This window comes from Salipiger sp. PrR002, from assembly GCF_010500775.1.
Lineage (GTDB): Bacteria > Pseudomonadota > Alphaproteobacteria > Rhodobacterales > Rhodobacteraceae > Salipiger.
In genome coordinates, this window is the sequence record NZ_JAAGOU010000005.1 from 216643 (window position 1) to 240904 (window position 24262).

The following is a 24262-nucleotide window of genomic DNA, read 5'->3' on the forward strand; positions in this document are numbered from 1 at the left end:
GGCGGGCGCCGGGCACAAAAAATCCCCGCCGGGCGGACCGGCGGGGACATTCTTTGCGATACCGCGTTTGCGATGCCGTCTGGCGTCAGTCGGCGGTCAGAAGCGGCGGCTTGCGCGAGGAGAGGCGGAGCTTGTCCGGCCCTTCCGTCTTCAGCACCAGCTTGTCGTCCTTGACGGTGACCTTGACCAGACCGCCCTTGACCAGCTTGCCGAAGAGCAGTTCCTCGGCCAGCGGCTTCTTGATGTTTTCCTGGATCACGCGGCCCAGCGGACGTGCGCCCATCTTGTCGTCATAGCCCTTGTCGGCCAGCCATTCGGCCGCCGGCTTGGTGAGCTCGATCGACACGTTGCGATCCATGAGCTGCGCTTCGAGTTGCAGCACGAACTTCTCGACCACCGAGAGGATGACCTCTTTGGGCAGCGGCTGGAAGCTGATCACCGCGTCGAGACGGTTGCGGAATTCCGGCGTGAAGGTCCGCTCGATGGCGGCGGTGTCTTCGCCCTCGCGGCGGTCGCGACCGAAGCCGATGGCCGCCTTGGCCTGTTCCGCGGCACCCGCGTTCGAGGTCATGATGAGGATCACATTGCGGAAATCCACCGTGCGCCCGTTGTGGTCGGTCAGCGAGCCGTGGTCCATCACCTGCAGCAGGATGTTGTAGACATCCGGGTGCGCCTTCTCGATCTCGTCGAGCAGAAGCACGCAGTGCGGGTGCTGATCCACGCCATCGGTGAGCTGGCCACCCTGATCGAAGCCGACATAGCCCGGAGGCGCACCGATCAGACGGCTGACCGCGTGTTTCTCCATGTATTCGGACATGTCGAAGCGCAGCAGTTCCACGCCGAGCGAGCTTGCAAGCTGCTTGGCCACCTCGGTTTTGCCGACGCCGGTCGGGCCAGCGAAGAGGTAGTTGCCGATGGGCTTCTCGGGCTCGCGCAGGCCGGCACGGGCCAGTTTGATCGCCGAAGACAACGCCTCGATGGCATTGTCCTGACCGAAGACCACGCGCTTGAGCGTCGCTTCGAGGTCCTTGAGAACCTCTGCGTCGTTCTTGGACACGTTCTTCGGGGGGATGCGGGCGATCTTGGCCACGACATCCTCGATCTCCTTGGCGCCGATGGTCTTGCGACGCTTGCTCTCGGCCACGAGGTGCTGCGCTGCGCCGGCTTCGTCGATCACGTCGATCGCCTTGTCGGGCAGCTTGCGGTCATTGATGTAGCGGGCCGAAAGCTCGACCGCCGACTTGATCGCATCCTGCGTGTATTTCACCGAGTGGTGCTCTTCGAAGTAGGGCTTGAGGCCCTTGAGGATTTTCACCGCGTCATCGACCGAAGGCTCGTTCACGTCGATCTTCTGGAACCGGCGGCTGAGCGCGCGGTCCTTTTCGAAGTGCTGGCGGAACTCTTTGTAGGTGGTCGAGCCCATGGTGCGCAGCTTGCCGCCCTGAAGCGCGGGCTTCAGCAGGTTGGAGGCATCCATGGCGCCGCCGGAGGTCGCCCCGGCACCGATCACCGTGTGGATCTCGTCGATGAAGAGAACTGCGTCGGGATGCTCTTCAAGCTCGGTCACCACGGCCTTGAGCCGCTCTTCGAAATCGCCGCGGTAGCGGGTGCCCGCCAGCAGCGCGCCCATGTCGAGCGAGTAGATCGTGGTGTTCGACAGCACCTCGGGGGTGTCGCCGTTGACGATCTTGCGTGCGAGCCCCTCGGCGATGGCGGTTTTGCCCACGCCGGGATCGCCCACCAGAAGCGGGTTGTTCTTGCGGCGGCGGCAGAGGACCTGAATGCAGCGCTCGACCTCGGATTCGCGGCCGATCAGCGGATCGACGTCGCCCTTGCGGGATTTGGCGTTGAGGTCGACGCAGTATTTCGCCAGCGCCGATTCCTTGTTGTCGGCGGCCTGCGTGGTTTCGGCCTTGGCCTCTTCCTCGTTGTCCTGCGCGCCGCTCACCGGGCGGCTTTCGCCGTAGGCCGGGTTTTTCGCCACGCCGTGGGCGATGAAGTTGACCGCGTCGTAGCGCGTCATGTCCTGCTCTTGCAGGAAGTAGGCGGCATTGCTCTCGCGCTCGGCGAAGATGGCGACGAGCACGTTGGCGCCGGTCACCTCGGTACGGCCCGAGCTTTGGACGTGGATGGCGGCGCGCTGGATCACGCGCTGGAACGCGGCGGTCGGCACCGCCTCCGAGCCTTCGACGTCGGTCACGAGGTTGGAAAGGTCCTCGTCGATGAATTCCACCAGCGTGGTGCGCAGCTCCTCGGTGTCCACCGAGCAGGCTTTCATCACGCGGGCGGCGTCGGGTTCGTCGATCAGGGCCAGAAGAAGGTGCTCGAGCGTCGCAAATTCGTGGCTGCGGGAGTTCGCCAGCGCCAAGGCCGAGTGAATTGCCTGCTCAAGAGTGTTCGAGAATGAAGGCACGGCGTGCTCCTTCTTGTCTGCGTCGGGCACAGGCCCAACATTGCCTCTTACCGTTAAAGTTTGGTCGATACGGACCATCCTTCAAGTGTTTTCTAAGCTTGCGGCGCTCACATTTAACGCGTTTGTCGCAACGTGGCGTGAAATGTGGCGGCTTAGAAGCGGTCCTTCCTGGCTCGGATCTCGGCGAATACCGACACGTCATCTGCCCCGGTCATCGCGAGGGTCTCGCGGATCGCGGGCGAATCCGGGCGTAGGAAAGGGTTGGTGGCCAGTTCCTCGGACAGCACGCAGGAGGCGGTTGGTCGCCCCTCTGTCCGGGCTTTGGCGATGGCGTCACTACGCAATTTAAGCGCAGCGTTCTGAGGTTCAATAGTAAGCGCGAAACGTGCGTTTCCGGAAGTGTATTCGTGACCCGAGTAAACGGTGGTCTCCGGCGGCAGGGCGATCAGGCGCTGCATCGAGGCCCACATCATCGCGGCGTCCCCTTCAAACAGCCGTCCGCAGCCAAGCGCCATGAGGCTGTCTGCGGTGAACACGGCCTCGGCCTGCGGCATATAAAAGGCCACATGGCCCAGCGTGTGGCCCGGCACGTCGATCACATGCACGCCGACGCCATCCACAGAAAACTCGTCGCCCCCGCCCACGAGCTGATCCAACCCGTCGATCTTTGCGGCTTCGGCGCGCGGGCCGATGACCGTGCAGCCGTAGCGCGCCTTCAGCGGCGCGATTCCCTCGACGTGGTCGTGATGGTGGTGGGTGATGAGAATCGTGCTCAGGCTCCAGCCGCGCGAGTCGAGTTCTGCTTCGATCGGACCCGCCTCGGGAGCGTCGATCAGGATGACACCCTCGGGACCGTTCACCAGATAGGCATAATTGTCCGAAAGGCAGGGGACGGTGACGACGTCGAGAGGCATGGCTTTTCCTTCAAGGCTTTGACAGACTGGCCCCCAAGAGTGACGCAAGGGACGACGACCCGCAATGCATCCAGATGTGCAGGCGCTCCGCGACTTCTATTATCGCAGTGCGCTGGGGCGCGCGGCGCGCGGTGCCCTGCGCGATCAGGTGCTGCGACTCTGGCCCGAGGCGCAGGGGCTGAATGTGGCGGGCTACGGTTTCGCCGTGCCGGTTCTGCGGCCCTATCTTGCGCAGGCGCGGCGCGTCACCGCTTTGATGCCCGCACCGCAGGGGGTGATGCGCTGGCCCGCCGGAATGCCCAACGTCTCGGTGCTCACCGAAGAGATGCTCTGGCCGGTGGAGACGGGCCATCTGGACCGGCTGGTGGTGATGCATGGGCTGGAAACCTGCACCAATGTCACCGCGCTTTTGGACGAGTGCTATCGCACGCTGGGGCCGGGCGGCGAGGTGCTGTTCATCGTGCCCAACCGCTCGGGGCTCTGGGCGCGATCCGAGACGACGCCCTTCGGGCAGGGCAGGCCCTACTCGCTCAGCCAGCTCGACGCGCAGCTTCGGGCGCATGACTTCCTGCGGGTATCGCACGCCTCGGTGCTTTATCAGCCGCCCTCGACCCGCCGCTTCTGGATGAAGACCGCGCCGATCTGGGAGCGGATCGGCCGCACCGTTCCGGCGGTGATGGCGGGCGGCGTTCTGATGGTGCGCGCCTCGAAGCGCTACCCGCCGCAACGCACCGGGCTGAGCGAGAAAGTCCGCGTGCCCAATCCGCTCGGCGTGCTGAACCCCGCGCCCAGCAAAGAGCCGAAACCTGTCTGAACGGACGGAATCTCGCCGTTACGTCATGGCATCGGTATCAACTGTCGGATGTGCCCCTCGAGATACGTTTGCGCTAGCGTGACGCGGGATCAAATTCTCTGTGGGCGTGAGGCATTCCGTCACATGTTCACGAAAAAGCGAGACATTCCATAGTCATGTCCGCCGTAAGCTTGGGCAGACCCGGTGCGAAGCCGGAAAAGCTACGCTCCGCAGATGGTTAAATGGCCGTTAGCATGTTGCGAGGTGCCCATGCCTCTGCTAGATCGTCGCTGATTTCGACGCCTTGAGGGCATCAGGGCAGGGACAACGCCTCCGGTCGCCGGGACACCCCCGTGCGTCGCGGGGGCCTCATATCGGAAGGGTGGACGTGTCTGAACCAGCTTCGATCTCCAGTGGCATCGCGGCACGCTATGCCAAGGCGGTCTTTGAGATCGCCAAAGAGGAACAAGGGCTCGACAAGCTCGAGAACGGTATCGACGACCTGTCTGCCGCGCTCGAGGAAAGCGCCGACCTGAATGATCTGATCACTTCGCCGGTTTACACCCGCGAAGCACAGGGCAAGGCAATCACCGAGATCGCCAAGAAGATGGGCCTCGCGCCCGTGCTGACGAACACGCTGGGCCTGATGGCCTCCAAGCGCCGTCTCTTCGCGCTGCCGCAGCTCATCGCAACGCTGCGCGCAATGATCGCCGAAGAGAAGGGTGAGGTGACCGCTGAGGTGACCTCGGCCATCGAGCTGACCCCGGCTCAGGCCTCCGAGCTTGCTGCGACGCTGAAGTCGCAGATCGGTTCGGACGTGAAGATCAAATCGACCGTGGATGAAAGCCTCATCGGCGGTCTCGTTGTTAAGGTGGGCTCGAAGATGGTCGATACGTCGATCCGCTCGAAGCTCAACTCCCTCCAGAATGCAATGAAAGAGGTCGGATAAATGGGTATCCAAGCAGCCGAGATTTCTGCGATCCTAAAGGAGCAGATCAAGAACTTCGGTCAGGAGGCCGAAGTCGCTGAAGTTGGCCGCGTGCTGTCCGTCGGTGACGGTATTGCACGTGTCCACGGTCTCGACAGCGTTAAAGCCGGCGAGATGGTCGAATTCCCGGGCGGCATCATGGGCATGGCGCTGAACCTGGAAAACGACAACGTCGGTGTGGTGATCTTCGGCTCCGACCGGGACATCAAAGAAGGCGACGTCGTCAAGCGCACCAACTCGATCGTGGACGTGCCCGCAGGCGACGCCCTGCTTGGCCGCGTGGTCGATGGCCTTGGCAACCCGCTGGACGGCAAAGGCCCGATCGCGGCCTCCGAGCGTCGCGTCGCAGACGTGAAAGCACCGGGCATCATCCCGCGTAAGTCGGTTCACGAGCCGATGGCAACCGGCCTCAAGTCGGTCGACGCAATGATCCCGATCGGCCGTGGCCAGCGCGAGCTGATCATTGGCGACCGTCAGACCGGCAAGACCGCAATCGCGCTCGACGCCATCCTGAACCAGAAGTCGTACAACGACGCTGCTGGCGATGATGAGAGCAAGAAGCTCTACTGCATCTACGTCGCCGTCGGCCAGAAGCGCTCGACCGTGGCGCAGCTGGTGAAGCGTCTGGAAGCAACCGGCGCCATCGACTACTCGATCGTCGTCGCCGCAACCGCGTCCGACCCGGCACCGATGCAGTACCTCGCGCCCTACACCGCGACCGCGATGGCCGAGTACTTCCGTGACAACGGCAAGCACGCCCTCATCATCTATGATGACCTGTCCAAGCAGGCCGTGGCTTACCGTCAGATGTCGCTGCTGCTGCGCCGTCCGCCGGGCCGTGAAGCATACCCGGGCGACGTGTTCTACCTGCACTCGCGCCTGCTCGAGCGTTCGGCGAAGCTGAACGAAGATCACGGCGCTGGCTCGCTGACCGCGCTGCCGATCATCGAAACCCAGGGCGGCGACGTGTCGGCCTTCATCCCGACCAACGTGATCTCGATCACCGACGGCCAGATCTTCCTGGAAACCGAACTGTTCTTCCAGGGCATCCGTCCGGCTGTGAACACCGGTCTGTCGGTGTCGCGTGTGGGTTCGTCCGCTCAGACCAAGGCGATGTCCTCGGTTGCCGGCCCGGTGAAACTGTCGCTCGCGCAGTACCGCGAGATGGCGGCCTTCGCTCAGTTCGGTTCGGACCTCGATGCCTCGACCCAGAAGCTGCTGAACCGTGGCGCGCGTCTGACCGAGCTGATGAAACAGCCGCAGTACTCGCCGCTGACCAACGCCGAGATCGTCTGCATCATCTTCGCAGGCACCAACGGCTACCTCGACAGCGTTCCGGTAAGCGAAGTCGGCAAGTTCGAAGCGGCTCTGCTCGCGTATCTGCGCGGCCAGCGTAAGGACATCCTCGACTGGATCGAAAGCGAAGATCCGAAGATCAAAGGTGAACCCGCGGACAAGCTGAAGGCAGTGCTCGACGACTTCGTTAAGACCTACGCCTGAGCGCCCTGAAAGGACAGGATTATGCCTAGCCTCAAGGACCTCAAAAACCGCATCTCCTCGGTCAAATCGACCCGGAAGATCACCAAGGCCATGCAGATGGTGGCCGCCGCAAAACTGCGGCGGGCACAGGATGCGGCCGAGATGTCGCGGCCTTACACCGAGCGCTTCAACGCGCTGCTCGGTGCTCTGGCGGCGTCGGTGGGCGGTAGCGCGACTGCGCCTAAACTTCTCTCGGGAACCGGGAAGGACGACGTGCAACTGCTCGTCGTCATGACCGCCGAGCGCGGGCTTTGCGGGGGCTTCAACAGCTCCATCGTGAAAAAGGCCCGCAACCGTATCGAAACGCTCAAAGCCGAAGGCAAGACGGTGAAGATCCTCACCGTCGGCAAGAAAGGCCGCGAGCAGCTCAAGCGTGATTACGGCGATCTGTTCGTCGGTCACGTCGACCTGAGCGATGTGAAGAAGCTCGGCTACGCCGATGCTCAGAAGATCGCGAAGGATGTTCTCGTGCGTTTCGACGCCGAGGAGTTCGACGTGGCGACCATCTATTACGCCAAGTTCCAGTCGGTGATCAGCCAGGTCCCGACGGAGCAGCAGATCATCCCGGCGCAGTTCGACGCGCCCGAGGAGGATGCTGGCGGGTCCACGCTCTACGAATACGAACCCGGTGAGGAAGCCATCCTTGCCGACCTTCTGCCCCGCGGTGTCGCCACCCAGATCTTCTCGGCTCTGCTGGAGAACGCCGCCTCGGAACAGGGGGCTCGTATGAGCGCCATGGACAACGCCACGCGCAACGCGGGCGAGATGATCGACAAACTGACGATTGAGTACAACCGCTCGCGTCAGGCGGTCATCACCAACGAACTGATCGAAATCATCTCGGGCGCCGAGGCGCTCTAAGAACCGGAGACGATAAATGGCAAACGCAAAAGGCAAAGTGACCCAGGTCATCGGCGCCGTGGTCGACGTGAAGTTCGACGACCACCTGCCCGAGATCCTGAACGCGCTGACCACCGAAAACGACGGCAAGAAACTGGTTCTGGAAGTTGCCCAGCACCTTGGCGAAAGCACCGTCCGCACCATCGCAATGGACTCGACCGAAGGCCTCGTGCGCGGTCAGGAAGTTGTCGACACCGCTGGCCCGATCTCGGTGCCGGTCGGCAACGCGACCCTCGGCCGCATCCTGAACGTCGTGGGCGAGCCCGTCGACGAGCAGGGCCCGGTCAACGCCGAAGAAACCCGCTCGATCCACCAGCCCGCACCGCAGTTCGACGAGCAGTCGACCGAGTCGGAAATCCTGGTGACCGGCATCAAGGTCATCGACCTGCTGGCCCCCTACTCGAAGGGCGGCAAGATCGGCCTCTTCGGCGGCGCCGGCGTGGGCAAGACCGTTCTCATCATGGAACTGATCAACAACATCGCAAAGGTGCACTCGGGCTTCTCCGTGTTCGCCGGTGTTGGTGAGCGGACCCGTGAAGGCAACGACCTTTACCACGAGATGATCGAATCGAACGTGATCAAGCCCGACAACCTGTCCGAGTCGCAGGTGGCGCTGGTCTACGGTCAGATGAACGAACCGCCGGGAGCCCGTGCTCGCGTCGCCCTGACCGGCCTGACCCTGGCCGAGCAGTTCCGTGACCAGTCCGGCACCGACGTTCTGTTCTTCGTCGACAACATCTTCCGCTTCACGCAGGCAGGCTCCGAGGTGTCCGCACTTCTCGGCCGTATCCCCTCCGCTGTGGGCTACCAGCCGACGCTGGCAACCGACATGGGCGCGATGCAGGAACGCATCACCTCGACGAAGAACGGCTCGATCACCTCGATCCAGGCCGTCTACGTTCCCGCGGACGACCTTACCGACCCGGCACCGGCCACGACCTTCGCGCACCTCGACGCGACGACGGTTCTCAACCGTGCCATCTCGGAACTGGGCATCTACCCGGCGGTGGACCCGCTCGACAGCTCGTCGCGTCTGATGGACCCGGCCGTTGTTGGTCAGGAACACTATGACACCGCCTTCGCCGTGCAGGGTATCCTCCAGCGCTACAAGTCGCTGCAGGACATCATCGCGATCCTCGGCATGGACGAACTGTCGGAAGAGGACAAGCTGACCGTGGCTCGCGCCCGGAAAATCCAGCGTTTCCTCTCGCAGCCGTTCGACGTGGCAAAAGTGTTCACCGGCTCGGACGGTGTGCAGGTTCCGCTCGAAGACACCATCAAGTCGTTCAAGGCTGTGGTGGCTGGCGAGTACGACCACCTGCCGGAAGCTGCCTTCTACATGGTTGGCGGCATCGACGAGGTGCTCGAGAAGGCCGAGAAACTGGCCGCCGAGGCTGCCTAAGACCAGCGGGGGGCTTCGTGCCCCCCAGTAACCGGAGGCCCAAATGGCTGAAACGATGCAATTCGACCTGGTGAGCCCCGAGCGCAAGCTGCTGTCGGCCGCCGTGAAGTCGGTGCAGATTCCGGGCACCGAGGGCGATCTGACGGCCATGCCCAACCATGCGCCGATGATCACCACGCTGCGTCCGGGCATTCTCAAGGTCGAGACCGAGACCGGCACGGAAGAGTTCGTCGTGACCGGCGGCTTCGCCGAGATCGGCACCTCGGTCAACGTGCTCGCCGAAAAGGCCGTGCCGCATGGCGACATGGATCAGGCGACCTATGAGGCGCTCGTGGAAGACGCTCTGATGGCCTACAAGGCCGCGAAGGAAGCTGCTCCCGAGAACGAGCCGGGCCCCGTGGACGAAGCGGCCAAGCTGCTTCAGGACATGGTGGCGGTTGGCGGTCACATCGGGCTCGACCCGAAATCGCCGAACCTCAACTACTGAGCTCGTCTCGCTTGAAATTGCAAAGGCCCCGCGATTGCGGGGCCTTTTTGCGTTCAACTGAACAGGCGGGATCGCCTGTCGACGTGGCGTCCGCTCAGCGGCTGTAGGCGGCCTGCCATGCGATGTCGCGGATGGTGCTGCGATGAAAGCCAAGGTCGGCAAGCTCGCGGTCGCTGTATTGCTGCAGCTCGCTGTAGACGCGCTGGTACTCGGCACGGCGGCTGCGGGCAACGCGCAGGCGCGCCATGAGGCCTGCGAGACCGGATTGAGATGCGGTGGACGAAATGCCGTGAATGTCGGTGGTGGCCATTGTTCTCTCCATGTTTGCTTCGCCGGAGAGATCGGCATCGCTGGGCCTTGCCACAAGGCGCCAAACCGGAAGCCCGCGTTGCAAGCCGCGCATGGCAGCGGCAAGGGCTTGGTCAGACGGGCTTTTCGAAATAGACCCGGTCGAACCCCTTCTCGGTGATCCGGCCAGTTTCGTGGTAGCCGAGCCGGGGATAGAGCACGAGGTTCTCGCGCATCAGCGCATTGGTGTAGAGGCGGATCACCTCGTGACCGCGCGCCCGTGCCTCTGCTTCAGCGAAGTCCATCAGCGCGCGCCCGACGCCTCGGCCCTGCGCGGCAGGAGAGACGGCGATATTGTCCAGAAGCAGCGCATCGGCCTGATCCAGCAGCACCAGCAGCGCCGCGACCTGACCGTCGAGATCGGCCACATGCACATGGCCCGCCGCGATCAGCGCGGCGTAATCGTCGAGCATGGGGCCGGGCTTTTGGCCCATGCGCGGGATGTAGGGGGAATAGGCGGTCTCGACGATCGCTTCGATCGCATCCAGATCCGCGGGGTGCGCCCGCCGGATGAGCGGCGGGCGCGAGGTCATCACAGGATGCCTTCGTAGATCGGGCCAAGCACGTCGGTCTCGAACAGCGACGACACCGAGGTGCCGTTCCAGATGTTCAGGATCGCCTGTGCGAAGATCGGCGCGGTCGGCAGGATGCGGATGTTCGGCGCGGCGGCGACCGGATCGGTGGCTGCGATCGAGTCGGTGATCACCAGAGACTTCATCACCGATTTAGTGACGCGCTCGACCGCCGGGCCCGACAGCACGCCGTGGGTGATATAGGCGTGCACCTCGGTGGCGCCGTGGTCCATCAGCACTTCGGCGGCTTTGCACAGCGTGCCGGCGGTGTCGCAGATGTCGTCGACGATGATGCACTTCTTGCCGGTGACGTCACCGATCACGGTCATCTCGGCGATCTCGCCCGGCTTCTCGCGGCGCTTGTCGACGATGGCGAGCGGCGCGTTGATCCGCTTGGCCAATTCGCGGGCACGGGCCACGCCGCCCACGTCCGGCGAAATCACCATGACATCCTGCAGCGAGTCCTTGAACTGATGTTGGATGTCGAGGGCGAAGATCGGCGAGGCGTAGAGGTTGTCGACGGGGATGTCGAAGAAGCCCTGAATCTGCGCCGCGTGCAGGTCCATGGTCAGCACGCGCTCGATGCCCGCTTCGTGGATCATGTTCGACACCAGCTTGGCGGTGATCGGGGTGCGCGCCTTGGTGCGGCGGTCCTGACGGGCGTAACCGAAGTAGGGGATCACGGCGGTGATGCGCGCAGCCGAGGAGCGGCGCAGCGCGTCGGCCATGATCAGCAGTTCCATCAGGTTGTCGTTCGCCGGGTTCGAGGTCGGCTGGAGGATGTACATATCCTCGCCGCGGACGTTCTCGTAGACCTCGACAAAGATCTCTTGGTCGTTGAACCGCTCGACGCGCGCATCCACAAGACCGACCGCACCACCGCGGTAGAGGGACATGCGCCGCGCGATGGCATTCGCGAGCGGCTTGTTGGCATTACCCGCAATAAGCTTGGGTTCGATGACGGTGGGCATTTGGGAGGCTCCGGCGTTACGGAATGACAGATTCGTGACGTTGCGGTCGCCTTAACACGCAGTTAGCGTGGGGCAAAGATACAGGGGAGGGCATGTGACGCCATGGCACGAATTGATTACTACTTTTCCATGTTGTCGCCGTTCGCCTATCTGGCCGGGCCGCGGTTCGAGGAGATCGCCAAGGCGCATGGGGCCGAGGTGGTCTACAAGCCGTTCGACATCATGGCGCTGTTTCCGCGCACCGGTGGCGCGCCGCTCGGGCAGCGGCACCCGTCGCGGATCGACTACCGCAATGTGGATCTGCCGCGTCAGGCGAAAAAGGCGGGCATGCCGCTGAACCTCAAGCCGATGTTCTGGCCGACCAACGCGGCGCCGTCGTCCTATGCGATCATCGCGGCGGCCAAGGCGGGCGGCGGAAACGTCGGCGGGCTGATCCAGAGCCTGCTGCGGGCCAGCTGGGCGGAAGAAAAGGACATCGCCGAGGATGAGGTGATCCGCGCCGCGCTCGAAGAGAATGGCTTCGATCCGTCGCTCGCGGACAGCGGCCTGCTGGTCGGGGCCGAGACCTATGCCGCCAACCTCGAAGACGCGGTGGGCGCCGGGGTCTTTGGCTCGCCGTTCTGGATCACCGCAGAGGGCGAGAAATTCTGGGGGCAGGACCGGCTCGAGGATCTGGACCTGCACTTGAGCGGGAAGCTCTGAAAAAAAGCATCACGTCAGGTCCACGGCCCGGCGTGCAGCCGGGCTGCATCACCCCAGAGCGCGCTTAGCCCTTCTGGCCGATCTTCGACTCGGTGCCCTTGCGGATGCGGTCGATGTTCTCGCGGTGACGCCAGAAGATCAGCGCGGTCAGCACCAGCGTCAGCGCGGTCATCTGGGTTTCGGCAAAGAGCACCATCCAGACCGTCGACAGCAGCGCCGCGACCAGCGCGCCGACCGACGAGATGCGCGACATCGCGGCCCCGGCCAGCCATGTGGCGCAGGTGATCAGCCCCACCGGCCAGTGCAGCGCCAGCACGAGGCCGATGAAGGTCGCCACGCCCTTGCCGCCCTTGAACTTCAGCCAGACCGGGTAGCAATGGCCCAGAAACGCCGTAAGGCCCGCCAGCTGCGCCGCATCCTCGCCCGCCAGCCAGCGCGCCAGCAGCACCGCCAGCGCGCCCTTGCCGCCGTCGAGGATCAGCGTGCCCGCCGCCGCCGCCTTGTTGCCGGTGCGCAGCACGTTGGTCGCGCCGATGTTGCCCGACCCGATCGAGCGCAGATCGCCAAGGTTCATCGCCCGGGTCAGCAGCAGGCCGAAGGGGATCGAGCCAAGCAGGTAGCCCAGCACCGCCCAGAGGCTCAGCACGGGGACCGAAGAGGTGATCTCGGGCAGCATGTCAGGCGCTCCAGACAGGGGTTCCGGCGACGAGTGTCTGCAGCACCTTGCCCTGCAGCCGCGCCCCGTCAAAGGGGGTATTCTTGGATTTCGACTGCAGCTTGAAGCGGTCGAGGATGAACGGCTTGTCGGCGTCGAAGATCACCAGATCGGCCGGTGCACCCGCGCTCAGGCGGCCGCAGTCCAGCCCAAGCCGCTTGGCGGGGTTGAGCGACAGGCCGCGGAACAGCACCGGCAGATCGACCTCGCCCGAATGGTAGAGCCGCAGCAGTACCGGCAGCATGGTCTCCAGACCCACCGCGCCAGAGGCGGCCTCCTCGAAGGGCAGGCGTTTCGATTCCTCGTCCTGCGGCGTGTGGAACGAGCCGATCACGTCGATCAGCCCGGTGCGCAGCGCCTCGAGCACCGCCTGCCGGTCGTCCTCGGCGCGCAGCGGCGGCTTGACCTTGAAGAAGGTGCGGTAGTCGGCCACGTCCATCTCGTTGAGCGTGAGGTGGTGCATCGAGATGCCCGCCGTCACGTCGAACCCGTTGTTCTTGGCGCGCTCCAGCGCGGGCAGGGCGCGGGCGGTGGTGATCTGGTCGGCGTGGTAGCGCACGCCGGTCATCTCGACGAGCGCGATGTCGCGGTCGAGCCCCATGCGCTCGGCCATCGGCGAGACCGACGGCAGGCCGCGCAGCGAGGCGAATTTCCCCGAGCTTGCGGCGGCACCTTTCGACAGGATCGGCTCTTGCGGATGCGCCATGACCAGCGCGCCCAGCGAGCGGGCGTAGCTCATCGCCCGCGACAGCACCTTGGTGTCACGCACCACATGGTCGCAATCGGTGAAGGCCACGGCGCCCGCGTCGAGCAGGAAGCCAAGTTCGGTCATCTCGCGGCCTTCACGGCCCTTGGTCAGCGCCGCCATGGGCAGCACATTGACCGGCGCGGTCTCATTGGCGCGGCGGCGGATGAATTCCAGCACCTCGGGCGTATCGATCGCCGGAGAGGTGTCGGGCCGGGTGATGATGGTGGTCACGCCGCCCGCGGCGGCGGCCATGCCCGCGGTCTTGAAGCTTTCCTTATGGCGCTCGCCCGGCTCGCCGACCTTCACCCCCAGATCGACGATCCCCGGCGCCACATGCGCGCCGCCAAGATCCTGCGCCTCGGTCTTCTCGACCAGCTGGGCGATCTCGTCGGCGGAGGTCAGCACCGCCTTGATCTTGCCCCCCGAGAGCAGCAGCGCGCCTTCGGTGACGGCACCGGCCTCCGGGTCGATCAGCCGGGCGTTGTAAAGCAGCGTGTCTTTCATTCCTTGCCTCCGGGCGGCGGGGTGTCGTTTGTGGCGGGCGCGGCGATCACGGCAGGATCAGCCAGCCCGGAAGAGGGCGGCGAGCAGCAGCAACGCAAGGACGCCGAGCCCGATCAGAAGGTAGGTGAGGCCGCGGTTGCGCGGTGCGGTCTCGGGGCCGGGCCGGGACGTGCGGCCACGGGCCGAGGCGCTGCGCAGCGCCGGGCCGCGCGGGCTGGCTTTCACCTCGGAGAATGTGCCGATCCAGCGCAGCGGCGTCGCGATGCTGAGGTCCTGCGTCACATGATCGAAGGCTTGGCTGGGCAGGATCACCACATGCCCCTTCAGCGCGTCGATGCGCGGGCGCATCTGGGCGAAAGCGTCGCCGGTCAGTTGATGCGCCTCGGCCAGATAGCGCGAGAGCGGCATCTCCCCGAGATCGCGGATCGACACGACATCGACGAAGGCGCTGCGCAGTTGCCGCGCGCCAAGCGCGTATTGCAGCGGCCATTCGCCGGTGCCCGCCTGCGTGGTGAAGCGCTCGACCGCCTCGGGCGGCAGGTCGAGGTGGAAAAGCCGCACCACGTCGCTTTCAGAGCCGTTGATATGCATCTTGGTCATGCCGCGCCGCGCCCCGCTCAGATCGCCAGTTCGCTGGGCCGCGCGCGCAGGTTGCGGGCCAGAAGGTCCATCGCGGCCATGCGCACGGCGACGCCCATCTCCACCTGCTCTTGGATGACCGAGCGGTTGATGTCGTCGGCAATGGTGCCGTCGATCTCGACGCCGCGGTTCATCGGGCCGGGGTGCATGACGATGGCGTCGGGCTTGGCATGGGCCAGCTTCTCGGCATCCAGCCCCCAGCGGTGGTAATACTCGCGCTCGGACGGGATGAAGCCGCCGTCCATCCGCTCTTTCTGAAGGCGCAGCATCATCACCACGTCCACGTCCTTCAGCCCCTCGGCCATGTCGTCATAGACCTCGGCACCGAAGTCGGCGATCCCCGAGGGCATCAGCGTCGACGGGCCCACAAGCCGGATGCGGTTCTCCATCTTGTGCAGCAGCAGCAGGTTCGACCGCGCGACGCGCGAATGCGCGATGTCGCCGCAGATCGCGATGTTGAGCCGGTGCAGACGGCCTTTGGCGCGGCGGATGGTCAGCGCGTCCAGCAGCGCCTGCGTCGGGTGCTCGTGCCGCCCGTCGCCCGCGTTGATCACCGCGCAGTTCACCTTCTGCGCCAGCAGGTCCACCGCGCCGGAATGCGGGTGGCGCACCACGAGCAGATCGGGGTGCATGGCGTTGAGCGTCAGCGCCGTGTCGATCAGCGTCTCGCCCTTTTTGATCGAGCTGGCCTGCATCGACATGTTCATCACATCCGCCCCGAGCCGCTTGCCCGCCAGTTCGAAACTGGACTGGGTGCGGGTGGAGTTTTCAAAGAACATGTTGATCTGGGTGAGCCCGGCCAGCGCGTTCGCGTGCTTGTCGCGCGCGCGCGACAGGGTCACATAGCGCTCGGCCAGATCGAGCAGCGTGGTAATCTCGTCGGGACGAAGGGGCTCGATGCCCAGAAGGTGGCGCTGGTCGAAACGCATGGAACGGCTCCCCTGAAGTTGCCGCGGTTATAGAAACGCACGGCCCGCGCGACAAGTGGTCGCGAGCGGGCGGCAGGTGGCCGCGCATTGACGGGCCGTGGCGGCGGGCCGCAGGGATCCGTTTGAGATCAGGGCGCTTCGAGCAGGGTCACCGTGGTGTCGCCATAGCGCCGGGTGTCGAGCGGCGCAAAGCCCTCCGGCGCGTCCTGCGGGCTGCTTTCCTCCCAGACGATCAGCGCGCCCGGCGCCAGCCAACCCTGCGCCCGCGCCGCCTCGAGCGCCTTTGCGCCAAGGTTCAGCCCATAGGGCGGATCAAGGAAGACGAGCGTCGCCTGCGCCTCGGCGGGCGGCAGGCGGGTGGCGTTGCAGGACATCAGCCGGGCGCGGTCGGCGCAGCCCAGCAGGCGGATGTTCTGCTTGATCAGCTTCTGCGCGATGCGCCCGTCGTCGACCAGCGTCGCCGAAGCCGCGCCGCGCGACAGCGCCTCGAAGCTCAGCGCCCCGGTGCCGGCGAAAAGATCGAGCACCACCGCCTCTTCGAACGGCTCGCCGAAGCGCCCGCCACCCAGCATGTTGAACAGGCTCTCGCGCACGCGGTCGGTGGTCGGGCGCAGATGCGCGCCCGGATCGCCCTTGCCGACGGCGGTGAGCGGGCGGCCGCGCCAGTCTCCGGCGATGATCCTCATGCCTTCAGCAGCGCCTTGAGGTCGCTCTCCGCATCCGCCACGACCTCGGGATCGGCGCTCTTGCCCGCCTCGATCAGCCGCTTGCCGACCATATAGGCGCGGGGATCGTTCATCGCGTCGAGCGCAATCAGCTGGCCTGCGCGATAGTACCAATGCGACACCGGCCCCGCGTCGCCATCGCGCACCACCACCTTGTCATAGCCCGCGTTCAGCCCGGCGATCTGCAGCTTCACGTCGTACTGATCGGACCAGAACCACGGCTTGGGCTGATAGGGCGCCTCGGCCCCCATGATGTTGTCCGCCACCGCCTCGGCCTGATCGATGGCATTGCCGACGCTCTCAAGTCGGATCTGCGAAGCGCCATGGGGGAAAGAGGCACAATCCCCCGCCGCCCAGACATGCGGGGCAGAGCAGCGGCCCATGGCGTCGGTGCGGATGCCGTTGACGATCTCGATCCCGGCGGCCTCGGCGACCGCGGTTTCGGGCAGGATGCCGACCCCGGCGATGACGAAATCCACCGGCAGCGAAGAGCCATCGGTCAGCTCGGCGCTGGTGACCTTGCCGTCCTCACCCACCAGCTTGCCAAGCCCGACGCCCTCGCGGATATCGACGCCGCGCGCGGTGTGCAGGGCGCGGAACCAGTCGGAGGTTTCGGGCGCGGCGACCCGTTGCAGGATGCGCTCGGCCATCTCGACCAGCGTGACGTGAAGGCCCAGCTTGGCAGCCACCGCCGCCGCCTCGAGCCCGATGTAGCCGCCACCGACGATCAGCACGCGGGCGCCTTCGGTGAAGCGCGGCCGCATGGCGTCCACATCGGCGATGCCGCGCACCACGCAGACGCCGTCCAGATCGCCACCGATCGCGGCGGGCAGGCGACGCGGCGCCGAGCCGGTGCAGAACACCAGATCGTCATAGGCGATCTCGCGGCCCCCGGCGATCACATGGCGCGCCTCGGTGTCCACCGACACCGCCGGCTCGCCCAGCATCAGCGTGATCTTCTGATCGTCGTAAAAGGCGCGCGGGCGCAGATACAGCCGGTCCTTCTCCATCTCGCCCAGCAGATAGGCTTTGGACAGCGGCGGGCGCTGGTAGGGCGGCTCGCTCTCGGCGCCGATCATGGTGATCTCGCCGTCAAAGCCCTTGCCGCGCAGCCGGGCCACCAGCGAGGCGGCGGCCTGACCCGCACCGATCACTACAACATGCCCCATCCCGGCCTCCGTTTCCGCTTTCCCATGGTCGCGCGGACCCTATATGGCGAACACAGGAAAACGCAATCTATGGAGAGACGCGCATGGCGCCATCCGCAGGAGACATGTTGCCCGAGGCGACACTGGTGCAGCTGGGCGAGGCCGGACCGGAGCCGGTCGATCTGGCGGCGAAACTCAAGGGCCGCAAGGTGGTGATCTTCGGGCTGCCGGGCGCCTTTACGCCCACCTGCTCGTCGGCGCATGTCCCGAGCTTCATCCGCACCAAGGACGGGTTCGACGCCAAGGGCGTGGACGAGATCATCTGCGTGTCGGTCAACGATCCCTTCGTGATGAAGGTCTGGGGTGAAAGCACCGGCGCGACCGACGCGGGGCTGACCATGCTGGCCGATCCCGAATGCGCCTTCACCAGCGCCATCGACATGGAGTTCAGCGCGCCGCCCGCCGGGCTGATCCGCCGCTCGAAGCGCTATGCGATGTATGTCGAGGACGGCAAGGTCGTGGTCTTCCACGAAGAGACCGGGCGCGGCACCTGCGAGATCTCGGGCGGCGAGGCGCTGCTGGCGGCGATCTAAACTATTCCTCCGGCGGCATCCCATGTGGCGCCGCCGGATATGCGTATTTTTAAAGAGAAGAAGCGAGAATGGGTCTCACCATCGGGTCTTCTTCTCTTTCCAAATACGCATATCCCCAGCCCTCCGGCGCGCCCATGCGCCGGGAGGCCGGGCGCGATGCTCAGAGGATCCTCAGAGCGTGTCGAGCTTGCGCGCCAGCTTGGCGTCGAGCGAGCTGAGGCCGCCGACGTCATGGGTGGTGAGCTTCACCTCCACGGTCTTGTAGACATTGCGCCAGTCGGGATGGTGGTTCCATTTCTCGGCCCAGAGCGCAGCGCGGGTCATCCATGAGAACGCTTCGGTGAAATCGCCGAACTCATAGGTCTTGCACAGCGTGTCTTCGGCCTCGTTCATCTCCCAGCCGTTCTCGAGCAGCGGGGCCAGCATGGTGGCGCGGCCGGTGTCGGAGAGTTTCTCTGTCATTGGGTGTCCTTCCCGTGGTCTTTCCGGAACGGGCCGTAGGCGGTGAGAACCTCGATGTCCTCGTCCACGGCGCGTGCCTCGGCCTCCAGATAGTGCGCCACGGCGCGGGCAAACCCCTTGTCGGGAAACCAATGCAGCGAATGGGTCTGGCTGGGCAGATATCCGCGCGCCAGCTTGTGTTCGCCCTGCGCCCCGGCCTCCACCCGCCCGAGACCGTGGGCGATGGCGAAGTCGATGGCCTGATAGTAGCACGCCTCGAAATGCAGGCAGGGGTGGTCCTCGGTGCAGCCCCAGTAGCGCCCGAAGAGCGCGTCGCGGCCAATGAAATTCAGCGCCCCGGCGACCGGCATGCCCTCGCGCTCGCAGATCACCAGCGCCACATCCTCGCGCATGGTCTCATGCAGCTCGTCAAAGAAGGCGCGGGTCAGATAGGGCGTGCCCCATTTGCGCCCGCCGGTGTCCTGATAGAACTCCCAAAAGGCATCCCAGTGCTCGGGCGCGATCTCATCGCCGGTGAGGATGCGGATGCGGCCGCCGAACTCCTGCGCCCGCGCGCGCTCTTTGCGGACCGCCTTGCGCTTGCGCGAGCTGAGATCGGCGAGAAACCCGTCGAAATCCGCGTAATCCCTGTTGAGCCAGTGGAACTGCTGGGTGACGCGGCGCAACAGACCCATGCGCTCGCCGGCCACCGCCTCGCCCTCGGTGCAGAAGGTGATGTGCAGCGAGCTCAGATCATTGTCGGCGGTCAGCTGCACCGCGCCCTGCACCAGCGCCATCATGCCCTCGGCCTCATGCCCCGGACGGGTGAGGAAGCGCCGCCCGGTGGCGGGGGTGAAGGGCACGGCGATCTGCAGCTTGGGATAATAGTCGCCGCCCGCCTGCTCGTAGGCATGGGCGAAGCTGTGGTCGAAGATATACTCGCCCTGACTGTGGCCCTTGGCATAGAGCGGCGCGACGGCGATCAGCCGCCCGGCCTTCTCGGCGGCGAGGTAGCGTGGCTCCCAGCCGGTGCCGCGCCCGACCGAGCCGGAGCGCTCCAGCGCGCGCAGGAAGCGCCAGGTTGTGAAAGGATCGTCCGGGCGCCCGCCATGGGCCGCCTCGGGGCAGGCGCAGGCGTCCCAGTCGCTTTGAGCAATCTGGTCGAGCGAGCTCAGCACGTTGACGGCGATGGTCTCGCCAGCTGTCTCGTTGGGACTCTGGTCGGTCATGCGGAGATCTTTGGCCCTGTCATCACCGGGCAGTATCTGATCCCGGCGGGGCCGGGATCAAGACACGCTCACGCGAGATACTGCTCGAAGGTCACGTTCTGGGCCACCTTGCGGGCCTCTGCCTCCTGCTCGGGCGTGCGGATGGTCCAGCACAGGATGCTGGCGCCTGCCTCCTTGAGCTCCGCCACGCGCGGAGTGGCGAGATCGCGCCAGCCGTGGCTGATGAAACAGGCCCCGGTGCGGGTGTAATCGGGGATGGCGCGCAGCTCTTCGAGCCGCCAGCCCGGCACGCCCGCCCAATCCTCGGGATCGAAGGCATCGGTGGTCAGCCCGCGCGGCAGTTGCGGCGCGAGCCGCGCCATGCGGGCGATGGAATGGGGGTTGAAGGACATCACCGCCACCGGGCCGTCATATCCTTTCAGCGCATCGGCGGTGGCTTTCTCCAGCGGTCCCACATCGGCACCGAGCGCGCCGTCCTGATCCTTGATCTCGATGAGCAGCGGCACGCGCCCGGCGACGAGATCCAGCACCTCGGTCAGCGTCGGAATGCCCTCCTCGCCGCCCTTGAGGCGCAGCGCCGAAAGCTCGGAGGCATCGCGCGCGCCAACGAGCCCGCGCGCCCCGGTGAGCCGCTCCAGCCGCTCGTCGTGAAACACCATGGCGACGCCATCGGACGAAAGCTGCAGGTCGATCTCGATGCCATAGCCCTGTTCGATGGCCGCCGAGATGGCGGCGCGGGAGTTCTCGGGGCGGCCCGCCGCGAGATCATGCAAGGCACGATGCGCGATGGGCCGGTCGAGGAACGCGGCGGGCAGGCCGGACATCAGGCGAGCTCGAAGATCGCTTCGATCTCGACGGCGACGCCCATGGGCAGCGCGCCCGCGGAGACCGCCGAGCGGGCGTGTTTGCCAGCATCGCCGAAGACCGCGACCATCAGGTCGGAGGCGCCGTTGATGACTTTGGGCTGCTCGGTGAACTCGGGGGTGGAGTTCACGAAACCGACCAGCTTCACCACGCGCTTGAGCTTCGACAGATCGCCGCCGCAGGCCGCCTTGGCCTGGGCGATCAGCGACAGGGCGCAGCGCTGGGCGGCCTTGGCCCCGGCCTCGACATCCAGCGTGTCGCCGATCTTGCCGGTGATCAGGCCGTTTTCATCCATGCTGATCTGGCCGGAGACATAGAGCATGGTGCCGCTCTGCACGTAGGGCACGTAGTTGGCGGCGGGGGCGGGCGCGTCGGGCAGCGTCAGGCCAAGCTCTGCAAGGCGGGCGGTGATATCGGTCATTGGAGCCTCCGTGTGATCTGTCCGAGAGATCTGTCCGTGTGATCTGCGGCGGACGCTAGACCCACGGCAGCTCAAAGAAAAGGGGCCGCGTCCCGAAGACAGCGGCCCCTTCCCAGCTTTATGTGCGAGACTTATTCGCGGAACGCCTTGGAGAAGTAATCGGTGAAAGGTTTCACCAAATAGGCGAGCGGCGTGCGGTCCGCGGTGCGCAGGAAGGCCTCTACCGGCATGCCCGGCACGAGGCTGGTGCCTTCGGGCAGGCGGTCGATCTGTCCTTCGTCGAGCATGATCTCGGCGCGGTAGAAGCTGGCCGAGGTGTTCTCGTCGGTGAAGGAGTCGGCCGAGATCTGCGTCACCGTGCCAAAGGTCTCGGGCGTACGGCGCTGGTCGAGCGCCGAGAAACGCAGTGTCACCTCTTGCCCGACGTGCACCTGATCGATGTGGATCGGCGGCACCTGCGCGGTGATCACCAGCGGGCGGTCCTGCGGAATGAGGTAGAGCACCGGGTCCGCGGCGCGGATCACCGAGCGCGGGGCGAAGACGGTCAGCCCGTAGACCACGCCGCTGACGGGCGCGCGGATTTCCATCCGCTTGAGCTTTTCGAGCAGGGCAGAGCGCTGTTCGGCCAGCTCGCGCTCGCGGTACTGCATGTCGCGCAGCTGGGTGATCGCCTCTTCGCGGCGGCTCGTGGTGAGCTTCAGAACCTCGATGTCGATCTCGGTCATCCGGCCTTCGGACTCTGCCTTTTGTGCCGTGAGATCGCCGACCTCACCCGACAGCCGCGCCTCTTCGCGCTGCAGGGCGAGCACGCGGCTGGCCTGCGCAAGACCGCGGTCGAGCAGCGATTTCTGGTCATCCAGCTCTTCTTCGATGAGCGACAGCTGGCTGTTCAGCGCGGTTTGCTGCGCGTCGAGCCCCTCGACCTGATTCACGATCTGATCGCGGCGCTTGGTCAGCTGCTCGGATTCGCGGTTCATCGACTCGAGACGGGCGAAGAACAGGTTGCGCTGACCTTCGATCAGCTCCTGCACCTCGTCGTCATATTCGGCCACCTTCAGCAGCGTCTCGTCGAAGGTCAGCTCCTCGGAGCCGTCGCGTTCGGCCTGCAGGCGGGCACGGCGGGCGACCAGTTCGAAATACTGGCCCTCGACGATGTTCAACTCGGACTGCAGAAGCGTCGGATCGAGCTTGACCAGCACATCGCCAGCCTCGACCACATCACCCTCGTCGACGACGATCTCTTCGACCACACCGCCATCGGGGTGCTGCACGACCTGACGGTTGCGTTCGACCTGAATCTGGCCCCCGGCGACGATGGCGCCGGAAATATTGGTTGTCGCCGCCCAGGTGCCAAAGCCCCCGACGAGGATCAGCAGGGCGATCAGGCCCAGCATGAGCGGTTGTTTGAGCGGGAAGCGCTTGTCGGTCTCTTGCGACATTAGCGGACACCTCCGGGCCCGGCGTGCCGGGTAATCTGTTCGTGGTTCTTGACCTGCGCGCGCAGCACCTCGTCCTTCGGACCATAGGCGACGCGGGCCCCATGCTCGAGCATCAGCAGCATGTCGCATTCGCGGATCGCGGCAGGGCGGTGGGCCATGATGATGACCGATTTACCCTCTTCCTTGAGGCGGCGGATGGCGGCGTTGACCGCCTCGCTGCCCTCATTGTCGAGGTTCGAGTTGGGCTCGTCGAGCACGAGGATCACCGGGTCGCCATACATCGCACGGGCAAGGCCGATGCGCTGCATCTGGCCACCCGACAGCCGCCCGCCGGTGGCGGTGACGCGGGTGTCATAGCCCTTGGGCAGCTTGAGGATCATCTCATGCGCGTCGGCCTTCTTGGCCGCCTCGACGATCTTCTCGGGGTCGGGCTGGTCGGCAAGACGGGCGATGTTCTCGGCGATGGTGCCGTCGAACAGGCTGACCCGCTGCGGCAGATAGCCGATGTGCTTGCCCAGATCCTCGTCATACTGATCGAGCGTCGCGCCATCGAGGCGGATGCGCCCGCCAGCGGGGCGCCAGACCCCGGTGATCGCGCGCGCCAGCGTCGATTTGCCAGCCCCGGACGAGCCGATCACGCCGACCGCATGGCCCGGCTGCAGGTCGAAAGAGACCAGACGCAGAGCGGCCTGCTGCTCTCCCGGCGGCACCACGGTAAGCTGCTGAACCTCCAGCAGGGCGCGCGGCTTGGGCAGCGGCGTGCGGGCGGGTTCGGGGGGCATTTCGCCCAGCAGTTCCGACAGGTTGTCCCAGCCTTTGCGGGCGCGGGTGACCATCGGCCACTGGCCGATCGCCAGCTCGATCGGCGCAAGCGCGCGGCCCATCAGGATCGAGCCCGCGATCATCGCACCGGCGGTCAGCTCGTTCTGCAGCACCAGATAGGCGCCAAGACCCAGCATCGCCGACTGCAGCAGCATGCGGAAGCTCTTGGTCATCGTGGTGAAAGTGCCGACGAGGTCATTGGTCGAGATCTGGCCGTTCAGCGCCTCCGAGCGGGCACGATCCCAGCGGCGGAACGCGGCCCCGCGCATCCCCATGGCCTGCACCGTCTCGGCGTCGAGCCGGATCTGCTCCGACGTCTGCTCGGCGACCAGCACCGCGCGGTTGGATTTCAGCGTCGGGGTGCGGCTCAGCATCTGGTTGGCGATGGTGATGATCACCAGCACCACGCCGCCGCCGATGGCGAGAAATCCGAGCCACGGGTGGAACACGAAGATGCCTGCGATGAACAGCGGCGTCCAAGGCAGATCGAACAGGGCCATCAGCACCGGCGAGGCCATGAACCGCTGCACCGCCTCAAGATCCTTGAGGCCGGTGGCGGCCAATTCGTCCATTTTTACCGACGAGCGTCGAATCACGGCATCGAAGACGCGCATGTCGAGCGCCGCCTGAAAGCGCGCGGCGACTCGTGCCATCACGCGCCCGCGGGCGTAGTCGAGCACGCCCATCATCCCGTAGAGAAACACCACAAGTGCGGTCAGGGCCAGCAGCGTCGCTTCGGACCGCGAGCCAAGGACCCGATCGTAGACCTGAAGCATGTAAAGCGGACCCGTCAGCATCAACATGTTGACGAAGAAACTGAAAACACCAACGAACCAATAATAGGGCCGACTTTGCTTGCGTGCGGATGCAAGTTCGTCAGCACCGGCAGATTTTATTCTGTTTTGCATGAGCGCTATTCCGCTCTCCGTTTGTCTGTATTTCGTCTGCGACGCGGTTTCTCAAAAATATCCATGTCGCACTCTTGCCACGCCTGAGGCACATGCCGATTGTCCGCT

Annotated in this window: 25 protein-coding genes; 8 read left to right on the plus strand and 17 right to left on the minus strand. The window is 65.3% G+C overall.

Features of this window, described 5'->3' with window-relative positions; translation table 11 throughout:
• Nucleotides 1–85: 85 nt before the first annotated feature.
• The gene (gene clpA, locus G0A00_RS07620) at nucleotides 86–2413 is read right to left on the minus strand and encodes an ATP-dependent Clp protease ATP-binding subunit ClpA (protein WP_066103925.1); all 2328 of its coding nucleotides are present in this window, start codon (nucleotides 2411–2413) and stop codon (nucleotides 86–88) included.
• A gap of 152 nt (nucleotides 2414–2565) precedes the next feature.
• Nucleotides 2566–3327: a hydroxyacylglutathione hydrolase gene (gene gloB, locus G0A00_RS07625; RefSeq protein WP_164180149.1), complete on the minus strand. Its 762-nt coding sequence runs from the start codon at nucleotides 3325–3327 to the stop codon at nucleotides 2566–2568.
• 64 nt (nucleotides 3328–3391) lie between these two features.
• Here gloB and G0A00_RS07630 point away from each other — a divergent pair, with 64 nt between their 5' ends.
• The 6 genes from G0A00_RS07630 (at nucleotide 3392) to G0A00_RS07655 (ending at nucleotide 9436) form a co-directional block, all read left to right on the plus strand.
• Nucleotides 3392–4141: a methyltransferase domain-containing protein gene (locus G0A00_RS07630; protein WP_066103929.1), complete on the plus strand. Its 750-nt coding sequence runs from the start codon at nucleotides 3392–3394 to the stop codon at nucleotides 4139–4141.
• Between the two features lie 361 nt (nucleotides 4142–4502).
• Nucleotides 4503–5069 (plus strand): F0F1 ATP synthase subunit delta, encoded by a 567-nt coding sequence (locus tag G0A00_RS07635; protein WP_083191196.1) that lies wholly within the window; start codon nucleotides 4503–4505, stop codon nucleotides 5067–5069.
• A complete protein-coding gene (gene atpA, locus G0A00_RS07640; RefSeq protein WP_164180151.1) occupies nucleotides 5070–6608 on the plus strand; it encodes a F0F1 ATP synthase subunit alpha in 1539 nt (512 codons plus the stop codon). It begins immediately after the preceding gene.
• Nucleotides 6609–6629: 21 nt separating this feature from the next.
• Nucleotides 6630–7508: a F0F1 ATP synthase subunit gamma gene (locus G0A00_RS07645; RefSeq protein ID WP_066103935.1), complete on the plus strand. Its 879-nt coding sequence runs from the start codon at nucleotides 6630–6632 to the stop codon at nucleotides 7506–7508.
• Between the two features lie 16 nt (nucleotides 7509–7524).
• Nucleotides 7525–8949 carry a F0F1 ATP synthase subunit beta gene (atpD, locus tag G0A00_RS07650; protein ID WP_164180153.1) on the plus strand — a complete coding sequence of 475 codons (1425 nt, stop codon included), beginning with the start codon at nucleotides 7525–7527 and terminating at the stop codon, nucleotides 8947–8949.
• A 43-nt stretch (nucleotides 8950–8992) separates the two neighbouring features.
• Nucleotides 8993–9436, plus strand: a complete 444-nt coding sequence (locus tag G0A00_RS07655) for a F0F1 ATP synthase subunit epsilon (RefSeq protein WP_164180155.1) — start codon at nucleotides 8993–8995, stop codon at nucleotides 9434–9436.
• A gap of 94 nt (nucleotides 9437–9530) precedes the next feature.
• Here the strand turns inward: G0A00_RS07655 and G0A00_RS07660 are convergent, their stop codons facing one another.
• The 3 genes from G0A00_RS07660 to G0A00_RS07670 form a co-directional block, all read right to left on the minus strand.
• Nucleotides 9531–9746 carry a DUF1127 domain-containing protein gene (locus tag G0A00_RS07660; protein WP_203595304.1) on the minus strand — a complete coding sequence of 72 codons (216 nt, stop codon included), beginning with the start codon at nucleotides 9744–9746 and terminating at the stop codon, nucleotides 9531–9533.
• A gap of 112 nt (nucleotides 9747–9858) precedes the next feature.
• Complete coding sequence (locus G0A00_RS07665; RefSeq protein WP_164180157.1) at nucleotides 9859–10317, minus strand: GNAT family N-acetyltransferase; 459 nt, start codon at nucleotides 10315–10317, stop codon at nucleotides 9859–9861.
• Nucleotides 10317–11327 (minus strand): ribose-phosphate pyrophosphokinase, encoded by a 1011-nt coding sequence (locus tag G0A00_RS07670; RefSeq protein WP_066103943.1) that lies wholly within the window; start codon nucleotides 11325–11327, stop codon nucleotides 10317–10319. Before G0A00_RS07670 ends, G0A00_RS07665 begins: the two co-directional genes overlap by 1 nt.
• A gap of 102 nt (nucleotides 11328–11429) precedes the next feature.
• On the opposite strand from G0A00_RS07670, the gene G0A00_RS07675 reads away from it, so the two are divergent.
• Nucleotides 11430–12029 carry a 2-hydroxychromene-2-carboxylate isomerase gene (locus G0A00_RS07675; protein ID WP_164180159.1) on the plus strand — a complete coding sequence of 200 codons (600 nt, stop codon included), beginning with the start codon at nucleotides 11430–11432 and terminating at the stop codon, nucleotides 12027–12029.
• A gap of 64 nt (nucleotides 12030–12093) precedes the next feature.
• Here G0A00_RS07675 and plsY read toward each other — a convergent pair whose 3' ends face one another.
• The 6 genes from plsY to G0A00_RS07705 all read right to left on the minus strand — a co-directional run bounded on the left by plsY (nucleotide 12094) and on the right by G0A00_RS07705 (nucleotide 17458).
• Complete coding sequence (gene plsY, locus G0A00_RS07680; RefSeq protein ID WP_164180161.1) at nucleotides 12094–12705, minus strand: glycerol-3-phosphate 1-O-acyltransferase PlsY; 612 nt, start codon at nucleotides 12703–12705, stop codon at nucleotides 12094–12096.
• Between the two features lies 1 nt (nucleotide 12706).
• Nucleotides 12707–13996 (minus strand): dihydroorotase, encoded by a 1290-nt coding sequence (gene pyrC / locus G0A00_RS07685; protein WP_066103950.1) that lies wholly within the window; start codon nucleotides 13994–13996, stop codon nucleotides 12707–12709.
• Nucleotides 13997–14053: 57 nt separating this feature from the next.
• Nucleotides 14054–14596: an aspartate carbamoyltransferase catalytic subunit gene (locus tag G0A00_RS07690; protein ID WP_164180164.1), complete on the minus strand. Its 543-nt coding sequence runs from the start codon at nucleotides 14594–14596 to the stop codon at nucleotides 14054–14056.
• A gap of 17 nt (nucleotides 14597–14613) precedes the next feature.
• On the minus strand, nucleotides 14614–15564 hold the full coding sequence (locus G0A00_RS07695; protein WP_066103955.1) for an aspartate carbamoyltransferase catalytic subunit: 951 nt from the start codon (nucleotides 15562–15564) through the stop codon (nucleotides 14614–14616).
• A 128-nt stretch (nucleotides 15565–15692) separates the two neighbouring features.
• On the minus strand, nucleotides 15693–16250 hold the full coding sequence (rsmD, locus tag G0A00_RS07700) for a 16S rRNA (guanine(966)-N(2))-methyltransferase RsmD (RefSeq protein ID WP_164180166.1): 558 nt from the start codon (nucleotides 16248–16250) through the stop codon (nucleotides 15693–15695).
• A complete protein-coding gene (locus G0A00_RS07705) occupies nucleotides 16247–17458 on the minus strand; it encodes an NAD(P)/FAD-dependent oxidoreductase (RefSeq protein WP_164180168.1) in 1212 nt (403 codons plus the stop codon). Before G0A00_RS07705 ends, rsmD begins: the two co-directional genes overlap by 4 nt.
• Nucleotides 17459–17541: 83 nt before the next feature.
• Here G0A00_RS07705 and G0A00_RS07710 point away from each other — a divergent pair, with 83 nt between their 5' ends.
• Nucleotides 17542–18030, plus strand: a complete 489-nt coding sequence (locus tag G0A00_RS07710) for a peroxiredoxin (protein WP_164180170.1) — start codon at nucleotides 17542–17544, stop codon at nucleotides 18028–18030.
• Nucleotides 18031–18201: 171 nt separating this feature from the next.
• Here G0A00_RS07710 and G0A00_RS07715 read toward each other — a convergent pair whose 3' ends face one another.
• The 6 genes from G0A00_RS07715 to G0A00_RS07740 form a co-directional block, all read right to left on the minus strand.
• Nucleotides 18202–18492, minus strand: coding sequence for a 4a-hydroxytetrahydrobiopterin dehydratase (locus G0A00_RS07715; RefSeq protein WP_066103965.1), 291 nt, complete (start codon nucleotides 18490–18492; stop codon nucleotides 18202–18204).
• On the minus strand, nucleotides 18489–19700 hold the full coding sequence (locus tag G0A00_RS07720; protein WP_164180172.1) for a GNAT family N-acetyltransferase: 1212 nt from the start codon (nucleotides 19698–19700) through the stop codon (nucleotides 18489–18491). The genes G0A00_RS07715 and G0A00_RS07720 overlap by 4 nt, the downstream gene beginning before the upstream one ends.
• 68 nt (nucleotides 19701–19768) lie before the next feature.
• Nucleotides 19769–20527: a glycerophosphodiester phosphodiesterase family protein gene (locus G0A00_RS07725; RefSeq protein ID WP_164180208.1), complete on the minus strand. Its 759-nt coding sequence runs from the start codon at nucleotides 20525–20527 to the stop codon at nucleotides 19769–19771.
• A complete protein-coding gene (locus G0A00_RS07730) occupies nucleotides 20524–20985 on the minus strand; it encodes a RidA family protein (RefSeq protein ID WP_066103973.1) in 462 nt (153 codons plus the stop codon). The genes G0A00_RS07725 and G0A00_RS07730 overlap by 4 nt, the downstream gene beginning before the upstream one ends.
• Before the next feature lie 131 nt (nucleotides 20986–21116).
• A complete protein-coding gene (locus G0A00_RS07735; protein ID WP_164180174.1) occupies nucleotides 21117–22424 on the minus strand; it encodes an HlyD family type I secretion periplasmic adaptor subunit in 1308 nt (435 codons plus the stop codon).
• The gene (locus tag G0A00_RS07740; RefSeq protein ID WP_164180176.1) at nucleotides 22424–24154 is read right to left on the minus strand and encodes a type I secretion system permease/ATPase; all 1731 of its coding nucleotides are present in this window, start codon (nucleotides 24152–24154) and stop codon (nucleotides 22424–22426) included. Before G0A00_RS07740 ends, G0A00_RS07735 begins: the two co-directional genes overlap by 1 nt.
• Nucleotides 24155–24262: the final 108 nt, after the last annotated feature.